At 64.3% G+C, this 25,619-nt stretch carries 31 protein-coding genes and 3 tRNA genes; 16 read left to right on the plus strand and 18 right to left on the minus strand.

The features are described from left to right. Positions 1-29 precede the first annotated feature (29 nt). A complete protein-coding gene (locus tag BRA1417_RS0128065) occupies positions 30-287 on the plus strand; it encodes a type II toxin-antitoxin system Phd/YefM family antitoxin (protein WP_027518630.1) in 258 nt (85 codons plus the stop codon). Continuing rightward, positions 284-667 (plus strand): type II toxin-antitoxin system VapC family toxin, encoded by a 384-nt coding sequence (locus tag BRA1417_RS0128070; protein WP_027518631.1) that lies wholly within the window; start codon positions 284-286, stop codon positions 665-667. Before BRA1417_RS0128065 ends, BRA1417_RS0128070 begins: the two co-directional genes overlap by 4 nt. 57 nt (positions 668-724) lie before the next feature. Here BRA1417_RS0128070 and BRA1417_RS44995 read toward each other — a convergent pair whose 3' ends face one another. From BRA1417_RS44995 to BRA1417_RS0128090, 4 genes are read right to left on the minus strand one after another with little or no spacing between them, the layout of a single operon-like run. After that, a complete protein-coding gene (locus BRA1417_RS44995) occupies positions 725-895 on the minus strand; it encodes a hypothetical protein (protein WP_007611679.1) in 171 nt (56 codons plus the stop codon). 35 nt (positions 896-930) lie between these two features. Further along, on the minus strand, positions 931-1,134 hold the full coding sequence (locus tag BRA1417_RS0128080) for a hypothetical protein (RefSeq protein ID WP_007611681.1): 204 nt from the start codon (positions 1,132-1,134) through the stop codon (positions 931-933). 18 nt (positions 1,135-1,152) lie between these two features. Further along, positions 1,153-2,490, minus strand: coding sequence for a sorbosone dehydrogenase family protein (locus BRA1417_RS0128085; protein WP_027518632.1), 1,338 nt, complete (start codon positions 2,488-2,490; stop codon positions 1,153-1,155). Further along, positions 2,487-2,939 carry a DUF2231 domain-containing protein gene (locus BRA1417_RS0128090; RefSeq protein WP_027518633.1) on the minus strand — a complete coding sequence of 151 codons (453 nt, stop codon included), beginning with the start codon at positions 2,937-2,939 and terminating at the stop codon, positions 2,487-2,489. The genes BRA1417_RS0128085 and BRA1417_RS0128090 overlap by 4 nt, the downstream gene beginning before the upstream one ends. Positions 2,940-3,132: 193 nt before the next feature. Between BRA1417_RS0128090 and BRA1417_RS0128095 the strand changes: the two genes are divergently transcribed. From BRA1417_RS0128095 to BRA1417_RS0128115, 5 genes are all read left to right on the plus strand, one after another. Then, complete coding sequence (locus BRA1417_RS0128095; RefSeq protein WP_027518634.1) at positions 3,133-3,996, plus strand: formate/nitrite transporter family protein; 864 nt, start codon at positions 3,133-3,135, stop codon at positions 3,994-3,996. A gap of 95 nt (positions 3,997-4,091) precedes the next feature. Next, positions 4,092-4,298 carry a hypothetical protein gene (locus tag BRA1417_RS0128100; RefSeq protein ID WP_027518635.1) on the plus strand — a complete coding sequence of 69 codons (207 nt, stop codon included), beginning with the start codon at positions 4,092-4,094 and terminating at the stop codon, positions 4,296-4,298. A 210-nt stretch (positions 4,299-4,508) separates the two neighbouring features. Beyond that, positions 4,509-4,967: a YidB family protein gene (locus BRA1417_RS0128105; protein ID WP_027518636.1), complete on the plus strand. Its 459-nt coding sequence runs from the start codon at positions 4,509-4,511 to the stop codon at positions 4,965-4,967. Positions 4,968-4,992: 25 nt separating this feature from the next. Continuing rightward, on the plus strand, positions 4,993-5,256 hold the full coding sequence (locus tag BRA1417_RS0128110) for a GlsB/YeaQ/YmgE family stress response membrane protein (protein WP_018459399.1): 264 nt from the start codon (positions 4,993-4,995) through the stop codon (positions 5,254-5,256). Between the two features lie 64 nt (positions 5,257-5,320). Beyond that, the gene (locus BRA1417_RS0128115; protein ID WP_027518637.1) at positions 5,321-5,653 is read left to right on the plus strand and encodes a hypothetical protein; all 333 of its coding nucleotides are present in this window, start codon (positions 5,321-5,323) and stop codon (positions 5,651-5,653) included. 897 nt (positions 5,654-6,550) lie between these two features. Here BRA1417_RS0128115 and BRA1417_RS0128125 read toward each other — a convergent pair. Next, positions 6,551-6,624, minus strand: a tRNA-Gly gene (locus tag BRA1417_RS0128125). Positions 6,625-6,992: 368 nt separating this feature from the next. After that, entirely contained in the window at positions 6,993-9,404 is a 2,412-nt protein-coding gene (locus tag BRA1417_RS0128130) for an ATP-binding protein (protein WP_027518639.1), read from the minus strand. A gap of 361 nt (positions 9,405-9,765) precedes the next feature. Between BRA1417_RS0128130 and BRA1417_RS0128140 the strand changes: the two genes are divergently transcribed. Beyond that, entirely contained in the window at positions 9,766-10,479 is a 714-nt protein-coding gene (locus BRA1417_RS0128140) for an ABC transporter substrate-binding protein (protein ID WP_027518641.1), read from the plus strand. Positions 10,480-10,486: 7 nt separating this feature from the next. Here the strand turns inward: BRA1417_RS0128140 and BRA1417_RS0128145 are convergent, their stop codons facing one another. Further along, positions 10,487-10,690: a hypothetical protein gene (locus BRA1417_RS0128145; protein ID WP_027518642.1), complete on the minus strand. Its 204-nt coding sequence runs from the start codon at positions 10,688-10,690 to the stop codon at positions 10,487-10,489. 30 nt (positions 10,691-10,720) lie between these two features. Then, positions 10,721-10,912: a hypothetical protein gene (locus tag BRA1417_RS0128150; RefSeq protein ID WP_027518643.1), complete on the minus strand. Its 192-nt coding sequence runs from the start codon at positions 10,910-10,912 to the stop codon at positions 10,721-10,723. 197 nt (positions 10,913-11,109) lie between these two features. Here BRA1417_RS0128150 and BRA1417_RS0128155 point away from each other — a divergent pair, with 197 nt between their 5' ends. Next, positions 11,110-11,496 (plus strand): YciI family protein, encoded by a 387-nt coding sequence (locus BRA1417_RS0128155; protein ID WP_027518644.1) that lies wholly within the window; start codon positions 11,110-11,112, stop codon positions 11,494-11,496. 9 nt (positions 11,497-11,505) lie between these two features. On the opposite strand, the gene BRA1417_RS0128160 is transcribed toward BRA1417_RS0128155, so the two are convergent. Beyond that, positions 11,506-12,096, minus strand: a complete 591-nt coding sequence (locus BRA1417_RS0128160) for a TMEM175 family protein (RefSeq protein WP_027518645.1) — start codon at positions 12,094-12,096, stop codon at positions 11,506-11,508. 128 nt (positions 12,097-12,224) lie between these two features. On the opposite strand from BRA1417_RS0128160, the gene BRA1417_RS0128165 reads away from it, so the two are divergent. Beyond that, complete coding sequence (locus tag BRA1417_RS0128165) at positions 12,225-14,282, plus strand: ATP-dependent helicase (protein ID WP_027518646.1); 2,058 nt, start codon at positions 12,225-12,227, stop codon at positions 14,280-14,282. On the opposite strand, the gene BRA1417_RS0128170 is transcribed toward BRA1417_RS0128165, so the two are convergent. The 3 genes from BRA1417_RS0128170 to BRA1417_RS0128180 are packed head-to-tail and all read right to left on the minus strand — an operon-like array spanning position 14,279 to position 17,396. Further along, positions 14,279-15,526: an amidohydrolase family protein gene (locus BRA1417_RS0128170; RefSeq protein WP_027518647.1), complete on the minus strand. Its 1,248-nt coding sequence runs from the start codon at positions 15,524-15,526 to the stop codon at positions 14,279-14,281. The two genes, BRA1417_RS0128165 and BRA1417_RS0128170, sit on opposite strands and share 4 nt — an antisense overlap. A gap of 17 nt (positions 15,527-15,543) precedes the next feature. Next, entirely contained in the window at positions 15,544-16,041 is a 498-nt protein-coding gene (locus BRA1417_RS0128175) for a GAF domain-containing protein (RefSeq protein ID WP_027518648.1), read from the minus strand. After that, a complete protein-coding gene (locus BRA1417_RS0128180; RefSeq protein ID WP_027518649.1) occupies positions 16,038-17,396 on the minus strand; it encodes an MFS transporter in 1,359 nt (452 codons plus the stop codon). Before BRA1417_RS0128180 ends, BRA1417_RS0128175 begins: the two co-directional genes overlap by 4 nt. Positions 17,397-17,503: 107 nt before the next feature. Here BRA1417_RS0128180 and BRA1417_RS0128185 point away from each other — a divergent pair, with 107 nt between their 5' ends. Together BRA1417_RS0128185 and BRA1417_RS0128190 are read left to right on the plus strand one after the other, a co-directional pair. Continuing rightward, positions 17,504-18,433, plus strand: coding sequence for a LysR substrate-binding domain-containing protein (locus BRA1417_RS0128185; RefSeq protein ID WP_371260005.1), 930 nt, complete (start codon positions 17,504-17,506; stop codon positions 18,431-18,433). 153 nt (positions 18,434-18,586) lie between these two features. After that, positions 18,587-19,618: an LLM class flavin-dependent oxidoreductase gene (locus tag BRA1417_RS0128190; RefSeq protein WP_027518651.1), complete on the plus strand. Its 1,032-nt coding sequence runs from the start codon at positions 18,587-18,589 to the stop codon at positions 19,616-19,618. Positions 19,619-19,730: 112 nt separating this feature from the next. Here the strand turns inward: BRA1417_RS0128190 and BRA1417_RS0128195 are convergent. Beyond that, positions 19,731-19,816, minus strand: a tRNA-Tyr gene (locus tag BRA1417_RS0128195). A 206-nt stretch (positions 19,817-20,022) separates the two neighbouring features. Between BRA1417_RS0128195 and rlmB the strand changes: the two genes are divergently transcribed. Beyond that, positions 20,023-20,853, plus strand: a complete 831-nt coding sequence (gene rlmB, locus BRA1417_RS0128200) for a 23S rRNA (guanosine(2251)-2'-O)-methyltransferase RlmB (RefSeq protein WP_027518652.1) — start codon at positions 20,023-20,025, stop codon at positions 20,851-20,853. 61 nt (positions 20,854-20,914) lie between these two features. Here rlmB and BRA1417_RS0128205 read toward each other — a convergent pair whose 3' ends face one another. Then, positions 20,915-21,448 carry a hypothetical protein gene (locus BRA1417_RS0128205; RefSeq protein ID WP_027518653.1) on the minus strand — a complete coding sequence of 178 codons (534 nt, stop codon included), beginning with the start codon at positions 21,446-21,448 and terminating at the stop codon, positions 20,915-20,917. Between the two features lie 39 nt (positions 21,449-21,487). Then, on the minus strand, positions 21,488-21,973 hold the full coding sequence (locus BRA1417_RS0128210; RefSeq protein WP_027518654.1) for a hypothetical protein: 486 nt from the start codon (positions 21,971-21,973) through the stop codon (positions 21,488-21,490). Between the two features lie 282 nt (positions 21,974-22,255). Here BRA1417_RS0128210 and BRA1417_RS0128215 point away from each other — a divergent pair, with 282 nt between their 5' ends. Together BRA1417_RS0128215 and BRA1417_RS0128220 are read left to right on the plus strand one after the other, a co-directional pair. Next, positions 22,256-22,756, plus strand: coding sequence for a hypothetical protein (locus BRA1417_RS0128215; RefSeq protein ID WP_035968836.1), 501 nt, complete (start codon positions 22,256-22,258; stop codon positions 22,754-22,756). A gap of 164 nt (positions 22,757-22,920) precedes the next feature. After that, positions 22,921-22,995, plus strand: a tRNA-Thr gene (locus BRA1417_RS0128220). 486 nt (positions 22,996-23,481) lie between these two features. On the opposite strand, the gene BRA1417_RS0128230 is transcribed toward BRA1417_RS0128220, so the two are convergent. Further along, positions 23,482-23,691, minus strand: coding sequence for a hypothetical protein (locus BRA1417_RS0128230; RefSeq protein WP_027518656.1), 210 nt, complete (start codon positions 23,689-23,691; stop codon positions 23,482-23,484). 208 nt (positions 23,692-23,899) lie between these two features. On the opposite strand from BRA1417_RS0128230, the gene BRA1417_RS40945 reads away from it, so the two are divergent. Next, positions 23,900-24,316 (plus strand): hypothetical protein, encoded by a 417-nt coding sequence (locus BRA1417_RS40945; RefSeq protein WP_035968838.1) that lies wholly within the window; start codon positions 23,900-23,902, stop codon positions 24,314-24,316. Positions 24,317-24,653: 337 nt separating this feature from the next. Here the strand turns inward: BRA1417_RS40945 and BRA1417_RS44340 are convergent, their stop codons facing one another. Together BRA1417_RS44340 and BRA1417_RS0128250 are read right to left on the minus strand one after the other, a co-directional pair. Beyond that, positions 24,654-25,094 carry a hypothetical protein gene (locus tag BRA1417_RS44340; RefSeq protein ID WP_156948953.1) on the minus strand — a complete coding sequence of 147 codons (441 nt, stop codon included), beginning with the start codon at positions 25,092-25,094 and terminating at the stop codon, positions 24,654-24,656. A 294-nt stretch (positions 25,095-25,388) separates the two neighbouring features. Further along, positions 25,389-25,616, minus strand: coding sequence for a hypothetical protein (locus BRA1417_RS0128250; protein WP_027518659.1), 228 nt, complete (start codon positions 25,614-25,616; stop codon positions 25,389-25,391). Positions 25,617-25,619: the final 3 nt, after the last annotated feature.

Genomic DNA, 25,619 nt, shown 5'->3' on the forward strand with positions numbered 1-25,619 from the left:
ATTTTACGAAATTGAGGAAGGACAATGAGATGCGGGTCTCCGTCACCGATGCAAAAGGACAATTGACCGATCTTGTCCGCCGCGCAGAGGCCGGCGACGAGGTGATCCTGACGCGGCATGGACATCCCGCGGTACGGCTCGTCCCGGTCAAGCTTGCGCTGGACCGCGCCGCCCGCCGGACCGTGCTCGAGGCGGCGCGAAGGACCGGCGGGGCCAAAGCCATTCCCGGACCGAGCGCCGCGCGCAGTCAGGACTTTCTTTTCGGCGATGACGGACTGCCGGAATGATCGCAGTCGATACCTCCGCACTGATGGCGATCGTGCTCGACGAACCGCAAGCCGATGCTTGCATCACCGCGCTGGACACCGCCGACGAAATCCTGATCTCGGCGGCCTCCGTTGCAGAAAGCCTGATCGTCGCGGCACGGCGGGGCGTCGACGAAGAGATGAACAAGCTGATCAACGATCTCGGTTTGAACGTGATCTCGGTGACCCAAGCTTCGGCCGAGCGCGTGGCGCAAATCTACGCGCGTTGGGGCGAAGGCATTCGTCCTGCCGGTCTCAACTTTGGTGATTGCTTCGCCTACGATGTCGCCAAGGAGCATGGCTGCGCACTGCTTTACGTCGGCGACGACTTTGCCAAGACGGATATCGTTGCGGCGGCGTAAGTCGACGACTGCCGAGCGGCGACTTACCGGCCCAACAGAAAAGCCGCGGGGCAGCCGTCAGGCTGTATGGCCGGGATCGACCTGCTTCGGCGTTTTCTTGTCGCGTTGAGGTGTCATCTTGGCCGGATCCGGTGCATTCGGCACGCCGCGCGGCCCGAGCTGGTCGCGCTGGATGTCGTCTTCGGAGCGGGAGGGCTCAATGCCGTTCGGCTCACGGGGCTTGGTCATCGCAGGCTCCTGAAGTGTGTCGCTCGGAGTGTCCATCAAATTCCCAGCGCGTTCTCGCCGGCTTCGCGGCCGGGCACGCTGACATGAACTTCGTGTCCCTCGCGAAGCGCCAGCGAGGCGGCAGCCACCGCCGATTCGAACGCAGCTTCCTTGGTGGAGTATCTGTTCTTGACGTCGCCGTCGTGCAGCACGCCCCATTCGTCCTGCACCGGCACGATCGTGTATTGAGCAAGGCCCATCATTTAACTCCTCGAGATCTATCGCTGCGTGAGCTGCGGGTGCGCCGCCGTCACGCGCCACACCGTGTTGCCGCTGTCATCGGCGACGAGCAGCGCGCCGGTCTTGTCGATGGCGACGCCGACGGGCCGCCCGCGCGCGTGATTGTCGCTGTTGAGGAAGCCAGTGACGACGTCCTGCGGCGGGCCGCTCGGCTTGCCGTCCGTAAACGGCACGAACACCACCTTGTAGCCGTTCAAGACCTGCCTGTTCCAACTGCCGTGCTCACCGACGAATGCGCCGCTGCGATAGGCCGCCGGCAAACTCGCCCTTGTGTTGAAAGCCATTCCAAGCGGCGCGACATGCGAGCTCAGCGCGTAGTCAGGCACGATCGCCTTGGCGACGAGATCAGGACGCTCCGGCTTGACGCGCGGATCGACATGCTGACCGTAATAGCTGTAGGGCCAGCCATAGAAGCCGCCGTCCTTCACCGACGTCATGTAGTCCGGCACGAGATCGGGACCGAGTTCGTCGCGTTCGTTCACCACCGCCCACAGCGCCCCGGTCTGCGGCTCGAAGCTGAGGCCGTTGGGATTGCGCAAGCCGCTCGCGAAGATGCGCCAGCGGCCGCTGGCACGGTCGATCTCGAGGATGGCGGCGCGATTGTGCTCGGCCTCCATGCCGTTCTCGGTGATGTTGCTGTTGGAGCCGACGCCGGCATAGAGCTTGGAACCGTCGGGGCTCGCGACCAGACTCTTGGTCCAGTGATGGTCGATCGGTCCGCCCGGCAGCGGCGTCAGCACCGTGCCCGGCGCGGTGATCTTGGTATCGCCTTCGGTGTACGGATATCTGACGATCGCATCGGTGTTGGCGACATAGAGATCGTTGCCGACCAGCGCGACGCCGAACGGCGAGTTGAGGTGGTCGAGGAACACGCTTTGCGTGTCCGGGACGCCGTCGCCGTTGCTGTCGCGCAGCAGCGTGATGCGGTTGCTCGGACCGGTATCGCCGCCACCTGATGTCGCCCAGGACTCGATATATCCCATCACGATTTCCTTGGGCCGCTTGATCGGAGCGCCCTTCGGCGCCTTGGATTCCACCACCAGCACGTCGCCGTTGGGCAGCACGTAGAGGAATCGCGGGTGCTGCAGGCCCGTCGCGAAGGCCTTGGCCTGCAAGCCCTGCGCAACGGCCGGCGTCTCGTCCTTTTTCCAGCCGACGATGCGGGCGATGTGCATCGGCGGCAGCAGGTATTGCTGGATGTCGGGAAGCGTCGGGTTGGCGCCGGTTTGCGCCTTGGGATCACCACTGCCGTCATTGCAGCCGGCCAGACACAGCAGCGAAGCGCACAACAGCGCCCGAGCGATTGCGGAGTTCATCGGGCAACTCCCACGCCGTGGCGATACACCATGGCCCAGCCGAGCCAGCCGGTGACCGGCAGGATCAATACGGTGATGGCTGAAAGAACGAGCCCGGTTGGCCACACCGAGGTCCAGGCATCGCGCGTGTGGATCAAGGCATTGACGATCGCCAAGACCAGCGCCAGCGCGTTGCCGATCAGATGCGGCCAGGCCGGCAACTGCGCCCGCACCAGGCGGTTGCCGAGAAAATCGGTCAAGCCGGCGATGGCGGCCAGCACGCCGAAGATGACGCCGACGACCAGAAGCCAGGCGGAAAAATCCGCCCACATGATCTCGGCACTGACGACATAGGCGATGTCAGTCAGCAGCGCCCCGATGAAGCACGTGATCGGGATCGGCACCAGCATCGGATGAATCGGATGGCCCGCGATTTGCGCGGTCGAGCGCACACGCAAATTGTCTTGCACGGTTGGCCTCTTGTCAGATCGCCACCCCTCCCCCGTGGAAAACACCCGCTTCCAGCGAAGGTTCCTGATGGTCGACCACAGCGTCGCCGGGCCTCAACAGCGCTGCGGCGTCGAAGCACTCACGAGGAACCCCTTGCCGCTCCGGGCCTTGATCCGGGCCTTGAGATGAACCGGCCTTTCAGGAGACCGCGGAGTGGACCAGCCTGGCGACGGCGCCTCCTTCAATCCAGCCTCGAAGCTCGACGGCGTTTCGCGGCGCCAGACCGAGCAGATCGAATCCCAAAGCCGACCGAACGCCGCACTCATTCACGAGACGATCCGCGCCGAGGGTGAGCAGGAACTGGAGCGGCGATGGTGGGCTATCGTGCTGTCCGGCCTCGCCGCCGGCCTTTCGATGGGCCTGTCCCTGATCGTCCAGGGCGAGTTTCACGCGCTCATTTCCGACGAGGCCATCCGGCGCCTGGTGGCCCCGCTCGGCTACACGGTCGGTTTCCTGGTCGTGGTGCTGGGACGGCAGCAGCTCTTCACCGAGAACACGCTGACACCGATCCTGCCGCTGTTGCACAACAGGGATCTCGCCACGCTGTGGAGCGTGATCAAGCTGTGGAGCCTGGTCCTCGCCTCCAACATCGCGGGAACCTGGGCGGTCGGATCCGTGCTCGCGCACACCAGCATCTTCGAACCACGCATCGTGGACGCCTTCGTGGATCTCAGCCGCCACACCATCGAGGGCACGTTCACGACGACGTTTGTCCGGGCGATCTTTGCCGGCTGGCTGATCGCCTTGATGGCGTGGCTGCTGCCCGCCGTGAAGGGATCGCGCCCGCACCTCGTCGTCGTGATGACCTATGTGGTCGCGCTCGGCCAGTTCGCGCACATCATCGCGGGCTCGGTCGAGTGCGCCTTCCTGGTGCAGAGCGGCCGGGCGTCGCTCTCACAATATGCCTCGGACTTCTTCGTACCGACACTCCTCGGCAATATTCTGGGCGGAACGACCCTCGTGGCCTTGCTGAACTACGGACAGGTTGCCCCCGAAATCGACGACCACAGGGAATAAAGAGCCTGCACAAAAGCTGCCGGCTCGGCAGGAACGATGGGCGCGACCCGAGCTTGCCTCGACAAATCAACGTACGGCGACGAGCAGGATCAATCATGAGCACCAATACCAAGAGCCCATTCGACAAGGAACCGGCAGAAGGATCACGCGACATCATCGATCGTGAATTGCAGCGTGCCGAAGATGCCGCCAACAACAAGGTCGATCATCTCCCCGGTGTGAAGGTCAGCGGCCAGCCCCAGGGCGGCGCAGTCGATCGTGCCCGGAAGCAGCGCGAGGAAAAGGATAGCGAACAGGAATAGAGTCGTTCTGCCGAACCGAAACGCAGTTCGGTCAAGCGAGATGCATTAATTTGTTCGAGACTGGCAATGACTGGCAAGCCCATCGTTCCGGGCAACGTGGAACTTCCCAGCCGCGCGTATGTTGTGGGCGATGAGTGATGCGGCGGCCAGCACAAGGCGGGCGGCGATTTCTTGCGCACGATTGCCCATCATCGAACCCAGGAGCCGGAAATGAGCCGCGGAATGCCATCGATGACCGCCCTCTTGGGTATGCTCGCAATCGCCGGTTATCAAAATCGGGACAAGCTCGCCGACATGTTTCGCAATGCGACCTCCGGTCAGCCGTCGGGTGCCAAGGATTCCCTGAGCGGCATGCTCGGCAATCTTGGCGGCCTTGTGGGAGGCGGCGGCGTCGGTTCCCTGCTGAACGGCGGGATCGGCGAGTTGCTCGAGCACTTCAGGCAGAACGGGCAAGGCGATGCGGCTCAATCCTGGATCAATCAGGGGCCAAACCGCGAAGTCAGCCCGCCCGAACTCCAGCAGGCTATCGGCCCCGACGTTCTTCAAAAACTGGAGCAGCAGACCGGCCTGTCTCAGCAGGAGATCCTCGACCGATTGTCGCGCGAGCTTCCGGCAGCGGTGGACAAATACACGCCGGAAGGACGTCTTCCGGCGCAATCCGCAGGATAACACTCCTCAAGACTCGAGAAAAGCTATGAGCATCATCTGGACGATCATCATCGGTTTCATCGCAGGCGTCATCGCGAAGTTCATCATGCCCGGTGACAACGAGCCCTCGGGTTTCATCCTGACCACGATCCTGGGAATAGTGGGCGCGTTCGTTGCGACCTATCTTGGCCAATCTCTCGGCTGGTACCGGCCAGGAGAAGGCGCAGGACTAGTGGGGGCAGTTGTAGGCGCCATCATCGTGCTTTTCGTCTACGGTTTTGTAGCCGGTCGCAGCCGTCGGGCCATCTAACCGCAGTGAACGGAATTCCGCGCGTCAGCGGAGAATTCACCCGGCGCGAAAGGCGATCAGCAAGATGAAATGGATGCTCGTTGTCCTGGTAGGAGGCATGACCCCGGTCAACACCGACCTGGTTTTCGACAAGTTTGCCGATTGCCTTGCCGCCGAGGAGCAGATGCGAAAGCACTATACGGACGCTTTCGAGGCCTGGGACCGATGGGCCGCGGCCAATATCGAGCGACGACGCGAATACTCAAAGGTGCGCGACCTCCAGGCCAAACGGCTGCTCAGCAACATCGGTACGTGCGTTCCTCACGCAGGGGGAGAGGCCGCAGCGCCTCAGCAACTGAGCAATCCGACACCTTCTCCGCAAGCCACACCTACGCCGCAGCCAAGTCCGAAAACGTGACGTTTGAGCCCTAAGAGCCCCTTGGCACCGCCGCTAACCCCGCACTTTTTGAGGAGATCAGCATTGAGCGACAGGACGGGCAATGAACCTGCACCCTTGGTGCTTGTGGGCGTGGCAATCATCCCGATCATTGCAGTATTGGCGTGGTTCGCTTTTTAGCTTTGAACCTTCTTCGCGATCGCGCGTCATACAGTCGAAGCGTCCCTAAGCTTCACCCCGACCAGAAAGCCCCGCTTCCCCCAGGCGGGGTTTTCGCTGTCAGCGCTGCATCAATGAATCGATCTTTTCAAGCGCCCTTTTGGCTTGACCACTTTTTCCCGATGCAGCAGCCTAGATATGGGCAGGGTTTTGAGGAGGCACAATTGCCGAAAACCCTAGTGGAATTCAGAGCGCAGAACCTTCGTTTACTTGAGCAGCTTTGTCCGGACGATCCGGGCTACATTCAAACCTGGATCAGGAAGTTCGACCAGCAGAATGGGATCGAACCTGAAGCTCCTGCGAAGTCCCGCCGGGAGCGAGGTGTTGCTTCACCCAGGAAGGCCAGGTCCGGCGACCGAACCAATTGAGCGCGTGGTTTCCCTCGCTCGGCGCCGGGACGCTACGGCCAAGAGGCGTTGGGCTAGGCAGTTCGCCGCTTTTTTCCGGGGAGCGCTCGCCTTGGCCTTCAACTTACCGCTCCCGGTATTCGACACACGAGCCACACCTCCGAGTGCAGCTGCAAGAACCTCGCGCTGAGCGAGGGCATTTGGCCCGTCAGCTTCATGCATTACGATCTGAGATACTTCGACCTCGAGCAGAAAACCCTGCAACCTCTCGACAACCCGTTCGGCACGAGGCTGTCACCCACGTCTTAGGTACGTTCCGTGACCCATGTCTTCGGGCTAGCATCGAAAGCCTTGGAGCGGGTGAAGGGAATCGAACCCTCGTATTCAGCTTGGAAGGCTGCTGCTCTACCATTGAGCTACACCCGCGACAGGGGCTCCCTAACACGGCCGGGCGGCGGTCTCAACTGCCCAGGATCAACTGCCCAAGGCAAGACAACTGCCCAACAGACGACTTTCCAGCGTCTTCCTGGCCTTGCGAACAGCTGCCGGTTCCTCCCGACCCGCCTCCCCTTAACAACACCGGAATTGCCGCCTATATTGATGTCTTCCGCAACCAACGAAAGGAGGTGATCCAGTGTCTCTTACCAAGCGCTGTCACCTCGCTGGGATCGCCCGCTAAGCTTTGAATAAAGGCTTGGCATCGGGGCGCTCTCAGCCCTGGACCAGCGAGCAAGAAATCGGGCGCGACGGGGTCTCCCCCGCCGCGCCTTTTTCGTAGGTCACGCGCCGGCTGCTCAGGCGGGCGGCTCGCCGGCGAGCACCTCGCGGATCCTCAATGACAGGTCCGCTTTCCGGTACGGCTTCCTCAGCAACGCAACGCCGGGACCGAGATGGCCCTCGTGGTCGAGGGCATTGTCGGTATAGCCGGACGTGTAGAGCACCCTCATCCCCGGGCGGAGGCGCCGCACGGCGTCGGCCAATTCCTGCCCGTTCATGCCGCCGGGCATGATGATGTCGGTGAACAGCAGATCGAATTGGGCACCCTGCTGCACCAGCGCAAGGGCGGTTGCGCCGTCGCCGGCTGCGAGGGTGCGATAGCCGAGGCTGCCGAGCTGGGCGATGACATAGCCCTGCACCAGCGGATCGTCCTCGACGACGAGAATCGTCTCGTGCCCGCGTGCCGCCGCGGGCGCCTGCAGTGGCCCGGTCCTGGCCTGCGCTCCGCCCGCAGATCGCGGCAGAAACAGCCGAATCACGGTGCCGCGGCCTTCCTCACTCTCGATCGCAACGCTGCCGCCGCTCTGCTTGGCGAAGCCGTAGACCATGCTGAGGCCGAGCCCGGTGCCGCGACCGACTCCTTTGGTGGTAAAGAACGGCTCGAACACGCGGTCGCGGAGGTCGGCGGGGATGCCATGGCCGGTGTCGGTCACCGCGACCATGATGAAGGCGCCGCGCGTGGCGTCGCCGTCACCGGCACCATCCGCGCCATCGAATTCGCGGTTTGCGGTCTCGAGCGTCAGTGTGCCGCCGCCAGGCATCGCATCGCGCGCATTGACGGCGAGGTTGATGATCGCCGACGACAGCTGCGACGGATCGGCCATCGCCGGCCAGGCGTCGTCCGCGAGGTGAGTGACGATTTCGACGTTTCCGCCCAGGGTCGGCTTCAACAGCTTCGCCGTCTCGAGCACGAGGCCGTTGACGTCGATCTCGCGCGGCTCCAGCGGCTGGCGACGCGCAAAGGTCAACAGCTGCGAGGTGATCTCCGCGCCTCGTGCCGACGCATCGTCGATGAGCTGGGCGATGGCGGCGAGGTCGGGCTTGTCCGCCAGGCCCTCCCGGATGATCTCGATGGTGCCGGTGATGACGGTGAGCACGTTGTTGAAGTCATGCGCGACGCCACCGGTGAGCTGACCGATCGCATCCATCTTCTGCGACTGGCGAAGCCGCTCCTCCGTCTCGTGCTGCTCGGTCAGATCGGTGGCCGAACCACGATACCCCATGAAGCGTCCGTCGGCGCCGAACACCGGCTGGCCGTTGACGCTGAAATGGCGCGCGCGCCCAGCCGCATCGCGGCCGCGATACTCGAACTTCCGGAACGGCTCGTGGCGATCCAGCGTCGCCAGGTGACCGCGCCATTTCTGCGGCTCGGCATCGCGGTCGAAGGCGGCATCCGAACGGCGCCTCCCGATCAGCGCCGAGTGGTCCATGCCGAAAGCATCGGCCCGATCTGAAATATAGGTGAACACGTGATCCGGACCGGTCTCCCAGAACCAGTCGGATGCGGTCTCGGCATAGTCACGGAAGCGCTGCTCGCTCGCGCGGGCGTTCTCCTCGGCGCGCTGCCGGATCTTCAGGTCACGCTCGAGATTCCCATTGGCCTCGCGCAGCTCGCCATAGGCATGTTCGAGGTTGGCGCACATCGCGTTGAAAGCAACGACCACCTTGTCAAGCTCGTCGGCCTCGTAAGGCGGCCGGCGCTCCAGGCGCAGCGGCGGCGGCGGCCGTCCGAGGCTGTATTTGCCGACGTACTCGGCGATGGCGACGAGATGCCGGGTCACCAGCAGATGAAACATGTAGATGATGAAGAACGAGACGAGGAACGTCTTTGCCGCCTGGCTTGCCAGAATGACGAGGGCCCTGTTCAGCAATTGCTGGTAGACGTCGGTCAGCGTCGCCTCGACCCGCAGCGTGCCGATGGCGCGCGAGGTCCCCTGCACCATCGTGGTCAGTGGAAATTCCCTTGTCATGACCGAACGGGTGTTTCGCTCGCCGACTTCGACACGGATCGGATTGGGGCGGTCGGCGATCTCGCGGACCTCCGCCGCGCGGATGTCAGGCAGCCGCAGAATGCCATCAAGCTGGAGCTTGAGCTGGTTCTGGTCGAGATTCCACAGGCTCTCTCCGAGGCTGCCCGTGGTGCTGCGGCCGATCTCGTCCAGCCGCGTCTCGATCAGTCCGACCTCACGATTGTAATCCAGATAGAGCTGGAGCGCGGTCAGGGTCAGCGTCACGACCGACGAGAACAGCAGCACGGCGGCAAGAAGCCGGGGCCCCACGCCGCTGCGCGACCAGTTGAAGATGCGCGACAGGAGTGCCGCGAACATCGCAGGCGCGAGCGCGGCGCCGATGCCGGTCAAATCCTGCTTCGCAGCCGCCGGTGCAATGGCGCGGCCGCGCTTGGTCTCATCGTCACCTGCGTTGCCCATGCACCACGTCCCCGAAATGGCGGCACCTGCTCAGCCTACCGGCCACAGCCGCGCGCAAAGTGAACGGTGAGGCTTTGCCGCATCACGCGATACACTGGCGATCCTGTTGGCCTTGATCCTGTCGGCCCATGGGCGGCCTGAGTTCGACGGGGTCATATCTTGCGCCCAGCAACAGGATTCCCGGGCAAACTACCACCTCGCGTGCTAGAATGACATCGGTGAAAGTCCGGAGCCACCCGCACAGCGGGAACGCGATCTCAACGTTGCGGACCGGTGCAGCTGCCATCTCCGGTAGATCGCGCGGCACCGGAATCCGGTGGTAGCAGAGCACGCCCAAAAGGCATGACCAGGGAGATGCGTCATGAGGCGGATAGTCGTGGTCTGCCTGTTGCTGCTCGCGGCAGGCCCGTCGCAGGGGCAAGAGGTCATCCGGCTGGCACGCATCGCCGACATCCCCGATCAATATGTCGGCGGCGAGATGCTGCGTGCGGTCTATGCCCGGCTGAACATCAAGCTCGAATTCGAGGATGTCCCCGGCAAGCGCGCGCTCACGCTGTCGAGTACCGGCGAGGTCGACGGCGAGGTCCAGCGGATCGGAACGCTCTCTCGCGACTATCCGACGCTGATCCAGGTGACACCTGCGATCAATTACATCGAGCCCACTGTCTTCACCACCAAACTGCAATTCGACGTCGCCGGCTGGAATTCAATCAGGGACTACAGCATCGGCATCGTACGTGGCGTCGGCTCGTCGGAAGCCGGTACGCGCGGCATGACCCGGGTCACGGCGACCACAAGCCTCGACAACATGGTCAAGATGCTCGATGCCGACCGCTTCGACGTGATGGTCACCGACCTCTTCAGCGGGTTGGCTGCGGTGAGGAAGCTCAATCTCCAGGCCAGGATCCATCCGCTCTCACCGCCACTCGAGCGGATCAGCATCTACCACCATCTGCATGAACGGCATCGCGATCTCGTGCCGAAGGTCGGAAGGATGATCGCGCAGATGGAGGCGAGCGGCGACCTCGCCCGGTTGCGGGAAACGCTGATCAAGCAGGTGCTGAGCGGGATGTGACACGTCGTCAGTTCGTGCGAGGCCGCTCCCGCACCGCTACCGCGGCGATCAACAGCCCGACGCACCAGGCCATGGCCGCCCGCGGCGGCTCGCTGCCGAGCAGCACGGTGAAGATGCCCGCAAGCAGGCATGGCGCGATCGCCTTGCCGGACCTGCTCGCGAGCGAGAGCAGGAACGGCATTGCGGCGATCGATAACTGCACGACGTTCATTGTCGCAGGCTATTTTTGCAGGAGTCGGGCTTAGAAGCCGCAAACGCTCATTGCGGGCGGGCGCTTGCCGCGCCGGCTTTCGACGATGCGCTCGCCGCCGCTCTCGGCCGAGCTGCCGTAATAGCGGTGGTGGCCGCTCTGGTCGTGCAGATCCGCAAGCTCCGACTTTCCCGCCCGACGCGCGTCGCAGATGATCTTGCAGATGATCTTGATGGTCGACATGGCCGCCTCCGAAGTGTTCTTGGTGGCAATCAGTCGCGCCGATATCGAGCGGCGTTCACACTTTTCGGCCGCAATCGGGTTTCGGGAAGGTTTCGTCGCCGCACCCCGCGACGCAATATTTTCCCCAGCCCCATTGTCGGCCGCGGCGGTGGTGATACGTCCTTCGGACGCGCGCAGCGAAAATCAACGAGGTGACGATGCTTTACGCTATCCTGGCCTATCACGTGGAAGGCGAGATCTTGTCCTGGACGCCCGAAAAGGATGCCGCGGTCGTAGCCAAAGTCATCGAGGTTCAGGCGCCCCTCCGGGCAAGCGGGCATTTCGGCCCGGCCGCCCGCCTGGATGAGACCCGAAAGGCCCGCACCTTGCGCGGCCCCGGCGCGGGCGTGGTGCTGGACGGCCCGTTTGCCGAGACCAAGGAGCAGCTTCTGGGCTTCCACCTCGTCGAATACGACACGGATGAGGAGGCGATCGCGGCCGCGCGGACGCTGCGCCAGGTCAATCCGTCAGCGGTCTACGAAATCCGCCCGGTCAAGCTTTACGTGCCGGCCGACGGGTTCGGCGCGACGCGTTCCGGCGAATGAGCGGCAGGCCTATTTGTCCGTCCCGGTCGGCCCGACATAGAAGCGCTGGATCAGCAGGCCGCCGAAGGCGATGAACCACACGAACGGCGCGACTTGCGGCGCGAACGCCGCAACGACCGTGCCCGGGATGAACACCAGCAGCGGAAACAGCGAGGCCATGATCTCGTGGCGCCAGCCGCCCAGGATCCTCCACCACAGCCAGGCATTGAGGCCGGCGATCGCGGTCAGGTGCAGGCCGTAGAGCACGGCGACCGCACTGCTCGTGGGATAGTTGGTGTAGAGGCCATTGGTCACCGGCAGCAGCACGATCGAGAGCAGGAAGAACAGATTGAGGATCACTGCACCGCGGCTGCCGACGGGCTGGCGCGCCAGCCGGCGGTGATGGCTGATCCAGAACACGCCGGCGATGATGAAGCTGAGCGCTAGACCCGCGAGCTTGCCGGAATAGACCCGGGCGAGATCGTTCCAGTCGGGCGCGCTGGTGAACACCGCCGCCCTGGGCAGGTCGTAGGCGAGCAGCGTCATGGCGACGCCAAAGATGGTGTTGCTGAGCGATTCCAGCCGTCGCATGTCGAACTGGTCGGATTTGAGCTCGGTCATACCGGTTGGCGCTTTTTCGGAACGGAACCTTGGGCCGTCTTGTCCCTAGGTCTTAACATCGGTCTCGTCCAGACGCATTGCGATTCGCAGCGGGATCGCCGACTCTGGCTGTTTCACCGGGGCGATTCGTGGCGACATATCTGGACACGCTCAATGCGGAGCAGCGCCGCGCCGTGGAGCATGGCGTGGCCGATGGTGCGACCGTGGGCGCGCCCCTGCTCGTCATCGCCGGTGCGGGCTCCGGCAAAACCAACACGCTGGCCCACCGCGTCGCGCATTTGATCGTCGCGGGCAGCGATCCGCGCCGTATCCTCTTGATGACGTTTTCACGCCGCGCCGCGGCCGAGATGGCCAGCCGGGTCGAGCGCATCGCCCGAAAAGTGCTTGGCGAGAACAACGCCGCGATCATGCGCGACGCGCTCAGCTGGGCCGGCACGTTCCACGGCATCGGCGCACGGTTGCTGCGCGAATATGCCGAGCGGATCGGCGTCGATCCTGCGTTCACCATCCACGACCGCGAGGATTCCGCCGACCTGATGAACCTGGTCCGGCACGAGCGCGGATTGTCGAAGACGGAGAGCCGCTTTCCCGCCAAAGGCACCTGCCTGTCGATCTACTCGCGCTGCGTCAATGCCGAGATGGAGATCGAGAAGGTTTTGGGAGCGCACTATCCCTGGTGCGCAGGCTGGGCGGCCGAGCTGAAGGGCTTGTTCGCGGCCTATGTCGAGGCCAAGCAGGCCCAGCACGTGCTCGATTACGACGACCTGCTGCTCTACTGGTCGCAGATGATGAGCGATGCGCTGATCGCGGAAGAAATCGGCAGCCGCTTCGATCACATATTGGTCGACGAATATCAGGACACCAACCGCCTGCAATCCTCGATCCTGCTGGCGCTGAAGCCGGACGGGCGCGGTCTCACCGTGGTCGGCGACGACGCGCAGTCGATCTATTCGTTCCGCGCCGCCACTGTCCGCAACATCCTGGATTTTCCGCAGAGCTTCTCGCCCCGCGCCGAGATGATCACGCTCGACCGCAATTACCGCTCGACGCAACCCGTGCTGGCGGCGGCCAACGGCGTCATCGGCCTGGCGCGCGAGCGCTTCACAAAAAACCTCTGGACCGACCGCAGCTCCGCGCAAAAACCACAGCTCGTCACCGTGCATGACGAGGCCGACCAGGCCCGTTACATCGTCGAGGAAGTGCTGGCCAACCGCGAGCAAGGCGCGCTCCTGAAGCACCAGGCGGTGCTGTTCCGGACGTCCTCGCATTCGGGCCCGCTCGAGATCGAGCTGACCCGCCGCAACATTCCCTTCGTCAAGTTCGGCGGGCTCAAGTTTCTCGACGCCGCGCATGTCAAGGACGTGCTGGCGCTGCTGCGCTTCACCGAAAATCCGCGCGACCGCGTCGCTGGCTTCCGCATCCTGCATCTGCTGCCGGGCATTGGACCCGCGACGGCGCAGCGTGTGCTCGACCAGATGGCGGAGAGCACCGATCCGCTCGCCGCGCTCGGCCAGCTCCCGGTGCCGGCGCGCACCGGCGCGGACTGGACCGACTTCGTCCGCACGATCGAAAATCTGCGCTATTCGGAATGGCCGGCCGATCTCGAACGCGTGCGGCTGTGGTACGAACCGCATCTCGATCGCCTCCACGAGGATTCGGAGACGCGCCGCGCCGATCTGATGCAGCTCGAGCAGATCGCGAGCGGCTATGCCTCGCGGGAGAAATTCCTGACCGAGCTCACGCTCGACCCGCCGGATGCGACCAGCGACAAATCCGGGCCACCCTTGCGCGACGAGGACTATCTGATCCTCTCCACCATCCACTCCGCCAAGGGCCAGGAGTGGAAATCGGTCTTCGTGCTCAACGTCGTCGACGGCTGCATGCCGTCGGATCTCGGCGCCGGCACCAGCGCCGAGCTCGAGGAGGAACGCCGCCTGCTCTATGTCGCGATGACTCGCGCCAAGGACGATCTGCACCTCGTGGTGCCTCAGCGCTTCTTCACCCACGGCCAGGCCGCCAAAGGCGACCGCCACGTCTACGCCTCGCGCACCCGCTTCATCCCGGAGCCGCTGGTCTATCTGTTCGAGCGCACCGCCTGGCCGAAAGCCGGCGCAAGCTCAGCGCGCACTGCCGCGCAAGGGCCAAAGGTCGACATCGGCGCGCGGATGCGCGGGATGTGGCGTTAGGCGCCCAGCCGATCGAACTGGACCTTGCCTGCCTTCATGACCATCGGGATGTGCTCGCCCTGGCCGAGCAGGCAGGCCACATCGCGGAGCGGATTGCCGTCGACGACCAGCAGGTCCGCAATGGCTTCGGGCACGATCCGGCCGAGCTTACCCTCCATGCCGAGCACCTCGGCGCCGACCAATGTCGCGCTGGCGATGACGGCGCGCGGACCGAGAATCTCGGCGCGAATGCGGAATTCGTCGCTCTGCAGACGCTGCGACGGTCCGAGCAGGTCGCTGCCAAACCCCATTTTTACGCCGGCGTCCCGGTAGATCGTGAGCGAACGCAGGCCCGCGTCGCGGACATCGGCAATCTTGGCAACGCTTTCGGGCGGCAGGCCGTATTGGGCGCCCTCGTTGGCCAGCGCTTCGTAGGTGACGAGCGTCGGCACCACATAGGCGCCCTTCTCGGCCATCAGCTGCGCGGTCGGAGCATCGACCAGATTGCCGTGCTCGATGGTACGCACCCCGCAGCGCACCGCGCGTTCGATCGCGGCAGCGGTGTAGGCGTGGGCGAGCACATAGGTCTGACGCCCGCGCGCCTCCTCGACGATGGCGCGGATCTCGTCCTCGGAGTAGCCGAAGGCACCGACCGGATCGGTCGGTGAGGCGACGCCGCCGGAGGCCATAATCTTGATCTGGTCCGCCCCCATCTGGAGCTCCTCGCGCGCCGCCCTGCGCACGCTGTCGACACCATCGGCAACGCGCGCCAGCGCGCCAACACGGACGCAGCAGGGGCACGGTGCGTCGCTGGCGAGGTAGTCCGAGCGCGCCCGCATGTCGCCGTGGCCGCCGGTCTGGCTCAGCGCACGTCCCGAGACGAACAGCCGCGGACCGTCGGTGAGACCGGTCTCGATCGCCTGCTTCAGCGCATGGCCGGCGCCGCCGGCGTCGCGCACGGTGGTGAAGCCCCGCCGCAGCATGCCGCGCAGCAGCAGCGTCGAGCGCAGCGTCACCAGCACGTTCGGCATGTGCACCTGCTGCGCCAGATTGAGCTCCACGGCAATCGCATGCACATGCAGGTCGATCAGGCCGGGCATCAGCGTCTTGCCCTTCAGATCGACGGTGCGGTCGGCTTCCACCTGGAGCGGCCGATCGGAGACCTCCTTGATCAGACTGTCCTCGACCAGCACGTGATGTCCCTCCAGGACGTCGGGCTGAAGCGGATCGAGCAGAGCGACGTTCTTGAAGAGCACACGGGACATGACGACTTCCTGTCTGATCAGGACTGGATGAGCAGCGCGGGCAGAGCGAGCTGGGCGAATGGGAGACACGCAGCGATATCGTCCTCGCCGTACCAGCCTGCCTCATGGAGCAGATTGAGCGAGCCGAGCGTGCGCCCGCACCAGCGCACGGGCATGTTGAGCACGCTCTCGCAGCCGAGCGAAGCGATCAGCTCGTGATCGGAAAACACCTCGCGCAGATCGTCCCGGGTGCGGCCGATATAGGCCTCGCCGCGGTCGAGCACGGCCCCGGTCCATGGCCCCGGCGCCAGGCGTTTGCGTCCGCCCGCGGGGTAAGGTCCGGGCAGATTGGAATACACCCGCGCTGCGTCCCGCGTGTCGTCGTCATAGGTCAGGATCGTGAACAGCTTGTGCCCGATCGCCGATTTCAAGGCGTCGTCCAGTGCCGAATACAGGGCATCCGGCTGATCCGGCCTGCCCTGCGCGGCCGCCACGGCGCAGAGCAGCGGATCGGATCGGTGTTTCGTCCCCCTCATGCGACTTCGCCCGCCGCGATCTCTTCCAGCGAACGGCCGCGCGTCGGCACCCCCATCAGCACCACGGTGAGCGCGCCTAGCAGCAGCACGCTCGTGGTGAGGCCGAACACGCCGGCGAAGCCGAAATTGGGATAGAGGTAGCCGACCAGGATCGGCGAGACGATCGCACCGATGCGGCCGATCGCGGAGGCGAGCCCGGCGCCGGTGGTTCTCACCGCCGTCGGAAATACCTCGGCGGTATAGGCATAGACGCCCGCATAGGTGCCGTTCATGAAGAAGGACAGCAAGATTCCGGCGACCATGATGTGCTGGTCGCTCTGCGCGAATGCAAGTCCGAGCGCGCTGGCGCCGCCGAGCACCATGTAGGAGGCAATCGTCGCCTGCCGGCCGATGCGCTCGTTGAAGTACGCAGCGCTGAAATAGCCGGGAATTTGCGCGCAATAGATCGCGATCGAATAGGCGAAGCTCTTGGTGATGCTCATGCCGTTCTGGACCAGAAGGCCGGGGATCCAGACGAAGAAGGAATAGTAGCTGAACGTGATCGTCAGCCACATGATCCAGGTCATGATGGTGATGCGCGCCTGGCGGCCGGCGAGCAGCGCTGCGAAATTGGCAAGCAGCGTCCCACCAGTCACGGCAGGCGCCGTGGCTTCGACGACCGGTTGCGGCAGGACATGGCCTTGGCTCGCAAAGCCGGCCTCGATTCTGTCCAGCACGGTTGCGGCTTCCTTCTCCCGGCCCCGGCTTTCCAGCCAGCGCGGCGATTCCGGTAGCGCCCTGCGCCACCACAGCAGCATGACGACCGGCACTGCGGTGATGACCAGAACGATGCGCCAGCCGTTCTCATGAGCGGGCACGATGAAATAGCCGAGCAAGGCCGCCGCGACGAAACCGAAGGAGAAGAAGCCGGCCAGCGCGCCGGTAAAGCTGCCGCGGTAACGCCGCGCGACGAATTCCGCCAGATAGGGCGCAATGATTGCGCTCTCCGCGCCGGTGCCCATGCCCGCGACCACGCGGGCGGCGAAGAAGGACGACCAGTCGTTCACCGCCGCGCTGACGATGGATGCGACGCAATAGAGCGCCAGCGCCGACATCATCACCGCACGACGGCCGATCAGGTCACCCAGCGTGCCCGCCAGCAGCGCGCCGAACAGGAAGCCGATATAAGTGCTGCTGCCGAGCACGCCGATCTGGACGCTCGACAGATTCCAGGTCGTGCGCAGCACCGGCAGGATGAACGCCAGCACGGCTGCGTCCATCGCGTCGAACATGTAGCCGAGCCCGCCCATCACCAGCAGATGCCCGTGGAAGCGCGCAAATGGAAGGCGCTCGATGCGCGCCGAGATCATCGACATGAAAGTCCCCTCTGTCTGGCGGCCCGGCACTCCGCTCATTCCCTGGGGGAACCATAGACAAGGCGATATTATCGTCATAATTTATAATCATGATCTAGCGCATCACTGTGGTGAATGTTCTGTCGTTCCGAAAGCTCGACCTCAACCTGCTGAAAGTGTTCGAGGCGCTGATGACCGAGGGCAGCGTCACGCGCGCCGCCAACGCGCTTCTGATGACGCAGCCGGCGGTCAGCAACGCGCTCGCACGCCTGCGGGACGCGCTCGGCGATCCCCTGTTCGTCAGGTCCGGCACCGGCATCCGTCCGACCCAACGCGCCGTGGTGCTGTGGGAGCCGATCGGCGAAGCGCTCGAAACCGTCCGCGGCGCGCTCGACGAGCAGGTGTTCGATCCGCGCCGTGCACAGACCGAGTTCAGCCTGTCGATGTCGGATTACGTCGCCTCGCTGGTGATGCCGAACCTGCTGAATCATTTCGGCAAGGTCGCGCCGAAGGCGCGCATCCACACCGTCCCCAACACCGTCGTGGAGATCGCCGACCAGCTCGAGGACAATCGCGTTGATTGCGTGCTCAGCGTCTATGTCAATGAGGCACAGCAGCCGGCCGCCATCCGCTCGCGCTCGCTGTGGACCGTCGACTATGCCTGCTTCATGCGGCGCGGCCATCCGCTCGCGGCGATGAAGCGGCTGAGCACGCGCAGCTTCCTCAATGCGGGGCATGTCGATGTGAGCCTCGCCGGCAAGACCTTGCCGTCCTACGACCTCTTCCTCGCCTCGCGCGGGCTGTCGCGCAACCTGGTCGCGACCGTCAATCACTACAGCGCCGCCTATGAGGTCGTGCGCCAGTCCGACCTGATCGCGGTGCTGCCGAGCGATTTGCGCTCGCAATCCCGGCACGCGCCGTTCATGCACGCCATGCCGATTCCGCTCAAGGCGCCGCCGCGCATCGTCAGCCTGTTCTGGCACCAGCGCAACGACACCGTACCGGCGCAGCGCTGGCTGCGCGACACCCTGGTCGAGATGTTCGCCAGGTCCGACTGAAGCCGCGGGTAGCGGGCCCCCGACACCATGAAAAAGAGAAACAATGGGTTTCTCGAAGCAGCATTGTGCACCAGTCCCCGCTGCTTAGCTCAAATCAAAGCAATCCCTCCCCCAGTGACAGGCGCGCAAGCCGCGCCCGCAGAGATCTCATCAATGACCGCACCGCTCGAATTCGGACTGGACACCTTTGGCGACGTCACCAAGGACGCCGCCGGCGCGATGGTTCCGCACGCGCAAGCGATCCGCAACGTCGTCGACGAGGCGGTGCTCGCCGACGAGCTCGGCCTCGACTTCATCGGCCTCGGCGAACATCACCGCGCCGACTTCGCGATCTCCTCCCCTGAGACCGTGCTGGCCGCCATCGCGTCGCGGACCAGCCGCATCCATCTCGGTTCGGCCGTGACGGTGCTGAGTTCGGACGATCCGATCCGCGTCTTCCAGCGCTTTGCCACGCTCGATGCGCTCTCGAACGGGCGCGCCGAGGTGATCCTCGGCCGCGGCTCGTTCACCGAATCCTTCCCGCTGTTCGGCTTTGATTTGCGCAAGTACGAAGAGCTGTTCGAGGAGAAGCTCGATCTGTTCGCGGCACTGCTGTCGCAGAAGCCGGTGACCTGGGAAGGCAAGCTGCGTCCGCCGCTGAGGGATCAACTGGTCTATCCCCCGGTCGAGAACGGCACGCTGAAGACCTGGATCGGCGTCGGCGGCAGTCCGCAATCGGTGGTGCGCGCGGCGCATTACGACCTGCCCTTGATTCTCGCGATCATCGGCGGCGATCCCGGGCGCTTCGCGCCCTTCGTCGATCTCTATCATCGCGCGTTCAGGGAGTTCGGCCGCCCGGCCCAGCCGATCGGCGTGCACTCGCCGGGCTATGTCGCCGAGACCGATGAGCAGGCACGCGGGGAGCTGTGGCCCGACTACAAGGCTATGCGCGACCGCATCGGCAAGGAACGCGGCTGGCCGCCGATGGGCCGCGACGAGTTCGTCAAGGAGGCCGAGCACGGCTCGCTCTATGTCGGCTCGCCGGAGACGGTCGCGCGCAAGATCGCCAAGACGGCGAAAGCGCTCGGCATTTCGCGGTTTCAATTGAAGTATTCGGCGGGCCCGCTGCCGCACGAGAAACTGATGAAGAGCATCGAGCTCTACGGGCGGAAGGTGGTGCCGATGGTGCGAGAGATGATGGGGTAAGGCGATCGGATCCGCTTCAGTCCGTCTTCGCCCTACGGGCTTCGCCGGACACCACGCTCCGTCCTTCGCGCATCACGTTGGCTGCGCCACGCGAAGCCCGAAGGGCGAAGCGTGGTGGGGGAGGCAGGACTCGAACCTGCGAAGCCATAAGGCGGCTGATTTACAGTCAGCTCCCTTTGCCACTCGGGACACTCCCCCGCTCGACGGCAGCACAATCGGGCCGGACCTTGCCGGCGACCGAAGACGGCCATGGAACGTGAAGGCCGCGACAGCCCGGATGGGGGCGCGACCGGGCGCGGTTATCGGCGAAGCGGTGGGGTAAAGTCAACCGAGGCGAACAGCTAAAATCGCCCCCGAAGCCACCCAAATTGCCATATTCCGGGACCCGTGACACAAGCGAGCCCATGAAGGATCGAAAATTCAACCCGAGGGGCCCCCGCGGCGGGTCTAAGCCCTTCAACAGGCCCGGAAAATCGGCCGGGCGTCCGGCCCGGCGCGATCGCGATTCGGACACCGACGGTCCCGTCATCCTTTATGGCTGGCACACCGTCACCATGGCGCTTGCCAACCCCCAGCGGCAGATCCGCAAGCTGACGCTGACCGAGAACGCCGCAAGGCGCCTGGCGGACGAGAACATCGCGATCCCGGTCACGCCCGAGATCGTCCGGCCCCAGGAGATCGACCGGCTGCTGTCGCCCGACGCGGTGCACCAGGGCCTGCTCGCGGAGGCCGATCCCCTGCCCTCGCCCGACATCGAGGATTTGGAGCAGGACGGCATCGTGCTGGTGCTCGACCAGATCACCGACCCGCACAATGTCGGCGCCATCCTGCGCTCGGCGGCGGCGTTTGCGGTGAAGGCGATCGTCACCACCGCGCGCCACAGTCCGGAAGCGACCGGCGTGCTGGCCAAGGCCGCCTCCGGCGCGCTGGAGCTCGTCCCGATGGTGACGGTGCAAAACCTCGCCCGCGCACTGACCACGATGAACGAGCTCGGCTTCCAGACCGTCGGGCTAGACAGTGAAGGCAGCGCCGATCTTTCCGAGGTCACCCTGCGCGAGCCGCTCGCGCTGGTGCTGGGCGCGGAAGGCAAGGGCCTGCGGCAATTGACACGCGAGACCTGCAGCGTCGTGGCGCGGCTCGACATGCCCGGCGAGATCAAGAGCCTCAACGTCTCGAATGCCGCCGTGCTCTCGCTCTATGTCGGCGCCAGCCGGCTCGGGCTGATGAAGCGGTAACAAAACAAAACGCCCGTCCGCATCGCGGACGGGCGTCTCGTTGGCTCAACCGATCAAGCGATCAGTAATAGCGACGCAGCACGCGGTGGCCGCCATAATACGGCGCATGGCGCGGGGCGTAGCCGTAGCGCGGACCGTAGCCGTAGTGCGTGCGCGGCAGATAGCCGGCGCGCGGGCCGTAGCCGTAGCGATACGGACGGTAATATGGGCGGCGGTAGGGATAGGCGGCCGGCGCTTCGACCGCGGCAGCGCGATAGCCATAGCCGTGCCCATAGCCATAGCCACGGCCGTAGCCGTAATTGGCGGGCGCAACCACCGCGTCCTCACGATAGGTCGGATACGGCGCGAAGGCGCCCGGGCCGGTGTAGGTCGGGCCCTGGTTGACGTGATAATATTGCGTGGCGGGCTCGGCGAGACGCTCATAGGCGCCATAGCCGTAGCCGTAGCCGGCCCCGTAACCGCCGCAACCGGTGTTGCAGCCGGAATAGACCGGCGCGACCGGCTGGCACGGATCGAACCCGCAGGCCGCGGCGGGCGCGGTGGCGGCGAACATCACGGCAGCCGCCGCGACCAGTCCCGAAATCATCTGACGCATTACTCTCTCCTGTTGATTGTCGTTTGTTGTTTTCGTTTCTTAACCCGGCGGCCTGCCGGGTATCTCTGCACGCGGCCGCGGCCGAGGACGCCGCGGCTGGTCGTTGATCTCAGGCGCGAGGATCACCGGCGGCGGATTGACGGGCACGTCCATCTGCGGCGGCAGCGGCGCCGATTGCGCGCCCCAGCTTTGGTAATAACCCTCGGCGGGCTTGGGCAATTTGCGGTTCGCGGGCGGCTCGACCTCGAGCCGACCATAGCCGGGCCGCAGGCCCAGCGTCGGGTAGTAGTGGCCGACGTCGGCGGGCTGGCGCTCGGCGACATAGCGCCCGCCATAGATCGTGGGCTGCACCTGGACGTTTTTCCCCAAGCCCCAGGTCCCCTCGACCACGGCATAGGACGCGTCGATGTTGTTGATGATGATGGGTACGCCCGGCCGGCCGGGAACGACGATATCGAAGCCGCCGCCGGCAAACGCCGTCGCAGGCAGTCCGATCAGAAACGCAGCGAGCGCGGATGCGCGCATGAGGGGATCCCATTTATCCGGCGACGAACCTACCCGATAGCGACGCAGAGAGGGTTAAGGCCCCCTCACCAATTGCCGGTAAGCCTAATGTGTAAGGATTGCGCGCCGCTCAAATCCTCTAAAGCGAACTAGTGAAGCATTAACGCCGCCGGACCCGGCAGTCCGGAACATGGCGCGTGCTCACTTCCGTTTGACTGTTGCTGACAAAAATCCGCCGGTTTCAGCGGAACGTCCGGCGTCTTCGGCGTTTAGCCCCCGTCAACAAAATGGGAGCCAACAATCATGAATATCAGACTTCTCGGGGCCACGGCGATTGCGGCGACCCTGGTGACGGGCTCTGCCATGGCGCAGGCCGTGATCACCAATCCCGGCCGCTGCGCGGCGCAATTCCCCAACGCCAACTGCCAGAACGTCGGACCGGGAAATCCGTACACCGACAGCGGCTATCGGCATCGTCGCGTGTCCTATCGCCAGACCACCAACGGCGATTGGAATAACGACTGGAACAGGAGCCGCACCGGCTTCTGGCCGACCGACGTCGCCGCCGGCGCAGTCGGAGCAGCCGCTGGCGTGGCCGGCGCGGCCATCGGGACTGCGGGCGCGATCGCAACCGCCCCGTTCCGCGCCACGAACGACGCCTATGCCTACGACAATAGTTGGGACAACCGCGGTTGGGATAATCGTGGCTGGGACACCCGCACCTACGCCCAGCGCAACGGCTTCGTCTGCACGCCCGGCACCTGGTTCAAGGGCCAAGACGGCCGTCGCCACATCTGCCAGTAAGGCGATCTGAACCGACGCGACAGATCAGGCGGCCCTCGGGCCGCCTGATTCATGTCTGTGTCGGGATCGCGGCTTCTGGCACTTTCCAATCAAGTCTGGTATTGCGGCGCGCATGGGCGGACAGCCCCGGCATACGCCGGCCCTGTCCCGCTTCTCCAGGCGTCGCCGGCTTAGCTCAGCGGTAGAGCAGCGGTTTTGTAAACCGAAGGTCGGGGGTTCAATCCCCTCAGCCGGCACCAGTTTACAATGACTTACCCGGAAATGTAGCCTTGGTTTTTCTGGTCGGCGTACACACCGACATGGCCGCATTCCCGCTCGATCAGGCTAATGAAGTCGAACCGAGCACGGCTACCCGTCTGTCCAACCGCTGAAGACGCGGCGTTCGGACCCGCACCCTTCCGCCCCAGAAGCAAGCGCGCGCGGCCACATGGCGTGGAGCTTCCCTTCCTCTTGGAGTCCCGCTTGCAAACAGGGACACGCCGTGCCCGAGTTCGACCAGTTCGTCCACCAGCCAGGCGATCACGCGCTCGGTGCCGGCCGTAAAGCTTTTGAGGTCCGCTCTCGATCCAACGGCGCAAGCTGGGCAATCCGCATTGGTTAGGCCCCGAACACGAACCGCAGGACTGTCACGACAGCCGCGGAAATGAGGAATGAAACCGCCAGCAGCGTCCAGGCCGGTCTTATGCTTTCGCGAGCCACTCGCGCCGCAAGCATTTTCAGGGCCGTCAACATTCGTCTCGCGGAAGCCGTTGCAAGTAGGCTATCCCGAAGCCAGCGAGTTCTTCGGTGTCGCTCTCGCGCGCCTCCGACCTGCTGTGGAGGTGGCGCTCCAGCAGGCACCGCCGGCTGTCGTGCGCATCGACCTCCGGGTGCCGCGCCCGATACACCGTCCAGGCGGTCTCCGTGGCGTTCTTCAAGACGACTTCGTCGACCATACTCACTCTCTCCGCAGACCAAATCCAGTCGCTGCCAACTCAAGGCGTTCTGGAAAGTTTCCGGTTTTTCCCGATAGTAGGTCTTCAAGCGACATGGGCGCGGGCACCGGTTTCGAAATGCAAAACCTGCTCGTCGCCGGGTGCAGCTGCAACCATTGCCGGATTTTCCCGTTGTCCGTGGGGCGCGAGCAATGTGAAAGGAATCTCGATGAAGAAGATCGCGATGTCGGCGCTGCTGGTCGGCGCTCTTGGTCTGTCCTCGGTGGCCGCCACGTCTCCTGCCGAAGCTCACTGGCGAGGTGGCTGGGGTCCCGGCATCGCCGGCGGACTGCTGGCCGGCGCCGTAATCGGCGGGCTTGCCTCGTCGGCGTATGGATGGGGGCCTGGTTACGGCTACTACGGTGGCCCCCGCTATTATGGAGCGGGCTATTACGGCGGACCCTACGCCTACGACTACGGCTACGACGAGCCCTATCGCTGGGGTGGTGGTTACGCCACCACGACCTACTACACGGCGCCGGTGTCCTATGGCTACCGGTACCGTCGAGCCGTGCGGCCCGCTTACGCCTATTACCGCGGATCGTATCCCCTCGTGCGGCACCGCTGGCACCGTCACCACTGGTGAGACGTCCAATAGCAGAAAAGCCGCGCTCACCGAAGGCGCGGCTTTTTCCCCCGGTCGAGCCACTCACCACAAGCGCCTGAAAAGGGGCGGTGTCGATCGAAGGCCAGCCCCAGCCGTCGCTCGGGCGCGCTCCTCAACGGCCACTATTCTCGCCAAGCAGGCGGCTGAGCCCAAAGCAACGGATGAGGCCCTGATCCTGCGGCCAACAGGCTGCTCTGCCGATCGTGGAACGAGCGTGGGCCGCCGGCAAGCCGATTGACCCCTCCCCCAGGATTACTCGGCTCAAGATCGAGTGCTTGCGGCGGCGTGGCGACCATCGGGAGATCAGGCCGTCAATTCAGTCGCGGTAACGACAAAATTCGTCGCCGTTTTCATATTCAAAGCAGATCTTGACACGTCGGCGCGGCCGATCCTCATCGCGGTATCGCGAGCGACGATCCATATCTTCATCATCGCGCTGCATCCGCCAATTGCCGCCTGTGGTGCGATGATCCATATCTTCCATCATGCGCCTCATATGCTCCGGACGCATTCGGTCCATACCCGCGCGATCCTCATCGCGCTGTGCTGTCCAGTCTCGCTTCACACGAGTGTCTTCAGCACTCTTACGCTCCCTCTCGCGTGCCTGATCGGACTGCTGCGGCGTACGGTCTGGCTGAACAGGAGTGGTTTGAACTTCGTTCGATCCGGGCCCAGTCTGTGGTTCTTGAGCAAAGGCGAAGCCGGAGACGAGAAAAGAGGAGAGGAACAGAACGGTCGCTGATGCTGACTTATGCATGGCATATCCTCCTGGCCAATTCTCTACAAGCGTGGGGGCCGAGGGATTGTTTCTGGTGAGACCGCACCTTTTTTAAGGTGCGCTGAAGGCGAAGAAAAAATTCTACTCACTCTCGGGGCGACAGGGGCCAGAAAACACAATCCGGCCCTTTCGACTTGGAAAAATCGCGTTCACGGCGGGTCGGATACTGCCGCCACCGCGGCCTTATAGATCGGGCATTCCTTACCCCGACGGATAAGGGTCTCTTGAACGTCCTCGGACGCCGACAGCGGCGAGAATCGATTTCCGAGGCAATCACCTCAGAGCTTTCCGAGCGACGGTTACACTCAACTCGAGCAGCGGGTGCTTCTCGTTCCTCACTGTAATGAGGACCTGCGCCCCCTTTGCCGACGCGACGTCTCTGGCAATCGAGGTCGCCATTGCGATCGCCTCTCGTTCGGCGGCTTCGGGGCCGGGCAAATCCACCCCATCCTCGTCAACCGCAGCGAAAAAGTCGTCCTTGATATCGAAGTAGAACTTCATGGC

It is taken from the genome of Bradyrhizobium sp. WSM1417 (assembly GCF_000515415.1).
In the GTDB taxonomy this organism is placed as follows: Bacteria; Pseudomonadota; Alphaproteobacteria; order Rhizobiales; family Xanthobacteraceae; genus Bradyrhizobium.

Bases quoted from the DNA above. Each gene is read 5' to 3' on its own strand.
- BRA1417_RS0128065 (WP_027518630.1), top strand. From the start codon at position 30: ATGCGGGTCTCCGTCACCGATGCAAAAGGACAATTGACCGATCTTGTC.
- BRA1417_RS0128070 (WP_027518631.1), top strand. From the start codon at position 284: ATGATCGCAGTCGATACCTCCGCACTGATGGCGATCGTGCTCGACGAA.
- BRA1417_RS44995 (WP_007611679.1), bottom strand. From the start codon at position 895: ATGACCAAGCCCCGTGAGCCGAACGGCATTGAGCCCTCCCGCTCCGAA.
- BRA1417_RS0128080 (WP_007611681.1), bottom strand. From the start codon at position 1,134: ATGGGCCTTGCTCAATACACGATCGTGCCGGTGCAGGACGAATGGGGC.
- BRA1417_RS0128085 (WP_027518632.1), bottom strand. From the start codon at position 2,490: ATGAACTCCGCAATCGCTCGGGCGCTGTTGTGCGCTTCGCTGCTGTGT.
- BRA1417_RS0128100 (WP_027518635.1), top strand. From the start codon at position 4,092: ATGAGCACCAATACCAAGAGCCCATTCGACAAGGAACCGGCAGAAGGA.
- BRA1417_RS0128105 (WP_027518636.1), top strand. From the start codon at position 4,509: ATGAGCCGCGGAATGCCATCGATGACCGCCCTCTTGGGTATGCTCGCA.
- BRA1417_RS0128110 (WP_018459399.1), top strand. From the start codon at position 4,993: ATGAGCATCATCTGGACGATCATCATCGGTTTCATCGCAGGCGTCATC.
- BRA1417_RS0128115 (WP_027518637.1), top strand. From the start codon at position 5,321: ATGAAATGGATGCTCGTTGTCCTGGTAGGAGGCATGACCCCGGTCAAC.
- BRA1417_RS0128130 (WP_027518639.1), bottom strand. From the start codon at position 9,404: ATGGGCAACGCAGGTGACGATGAGACCAAGCGCGGCCGCGCCATTGCA.
- BRA1417_RS0128140 (WP_027518641.1), top strand. From the start codon at position 9,766: ATGAGGCGGATAGTCGTGGTCTGCCTGTTGCTGCTCGCGGCAGGCCCG.
- BRA1417_RS0128145 (WP_027518642.1), bottom strand. From the start codon at position 10,690: ATGAACGTCGTGCAGTTATCGATCGCCGCAATGCCGTTCCTGCTCTCG.
- BRA1417_RS0128150 (WP_027518643.1), bottom strand. From the start codon at position 10,912: ATGTCGACCATCAAGATCATCTGCAAGATCATCTGCGACGCGCGTCGG.
- BRA1417_RS0128155 (WP_027518644.1), top strand. From the start codon at position 11,110: ATGCTTTACGCTATCCTGGCCTATCACGTGGAAGGCGAGATCTTGTCC.
- BRA1417_RS0128160 (WP_027518645.1), bottom strand. From the start codon at position 12,096: ATGACCGAGCTCAAATCCGACCAGTTCGACATGCGACGGCTGGAATCG.
- BRA1417_RS0128170 (WP_027518647.1), bottom strand. From the start codon at position 15,526: ATGTCCCGTGTGCTCTTCAAGAACGTCGCTCTGCTCGATCCGCTTCAG.
- BRA1417_RS0128175 (WP_027518648.1), bottom strand. From the start codon at position 16,041: ATGAGGGGGACGAAACACCGATCCGATCCGCTGCTCTGCGCCGTGGCG.
- BRA1417_RS0128180 (WP_027518649.1), bottom strand. From the start codon at position 17,396: ATGTCGATGATCTCGGCGCGCATCGAGCGCCTTCCATTTGCGCGCTTC.
- BRA1417_RS0128190 (WP_027518651.1), top strand. From the start codon at position 18,587: ATGACCGCACCGCTCGAATTCGGACTGGACACCTTTGGCGACGTCACC.
- rlmB (WP_027518652.1), top strand. From the start codon at position 20,023: ATGAAGGATCGAAAATTCAACCCGAGGGGCCCCCGCGGCGGGTCTAAG.
- BRA1417_RS0128205 (WP_027518653.1), bottom strand. From the start codon at position 21,448: ATGCGTCAGATGATTTCGGGACTGGTCGCGGCGGCTGCCGTGATGTTC.
- BRA1417_RS0128210 (WP_027518654.1), bottom strand. From the start codon at position 21,973: ATGCGCGCATCCGCGCTCGCTGCGTTTCTGATCGGACTGCCTGCGACG.
- BRA1417_RS0128215 (WP_035968836.1), top strand. From the start codon at position 22,256: ATGAATATCAGACTTCTCGGGGCCACGGCGATTGCGGCGACCCTGGTG.
- BRA1417_RS0128230 (WP_027518656.1), bottom strand. From the start codon at position 23,691: ATGGTCGACGAAGTCGTCTTGAAGAACGCCACGGAGACCGCCTGGACG.
- BRA1417_RS40945 (WP_035968838.1), top strand. From the start codon at position 23,900: ATGAAGAAGATCGCGATGTCGGCGCTGCTGGTCGGCGCTCTTGGTCTG.
- BRA1417_RS44340 (WP_156948953.1), bottom strand. From the start codon at position 25,094: ATGCATAAGTCAGCATCAGCGACCGTTCTGTTCCTCTCCTCTTTTCTC.
- BRA1417_RS0128250 (WP_027518659.1), bottom strand. From the start codon at position 25,616: ATGAAGTTCTACTTCGATATCAAGGACGACTTTTTCGCTGCGGTTGAC.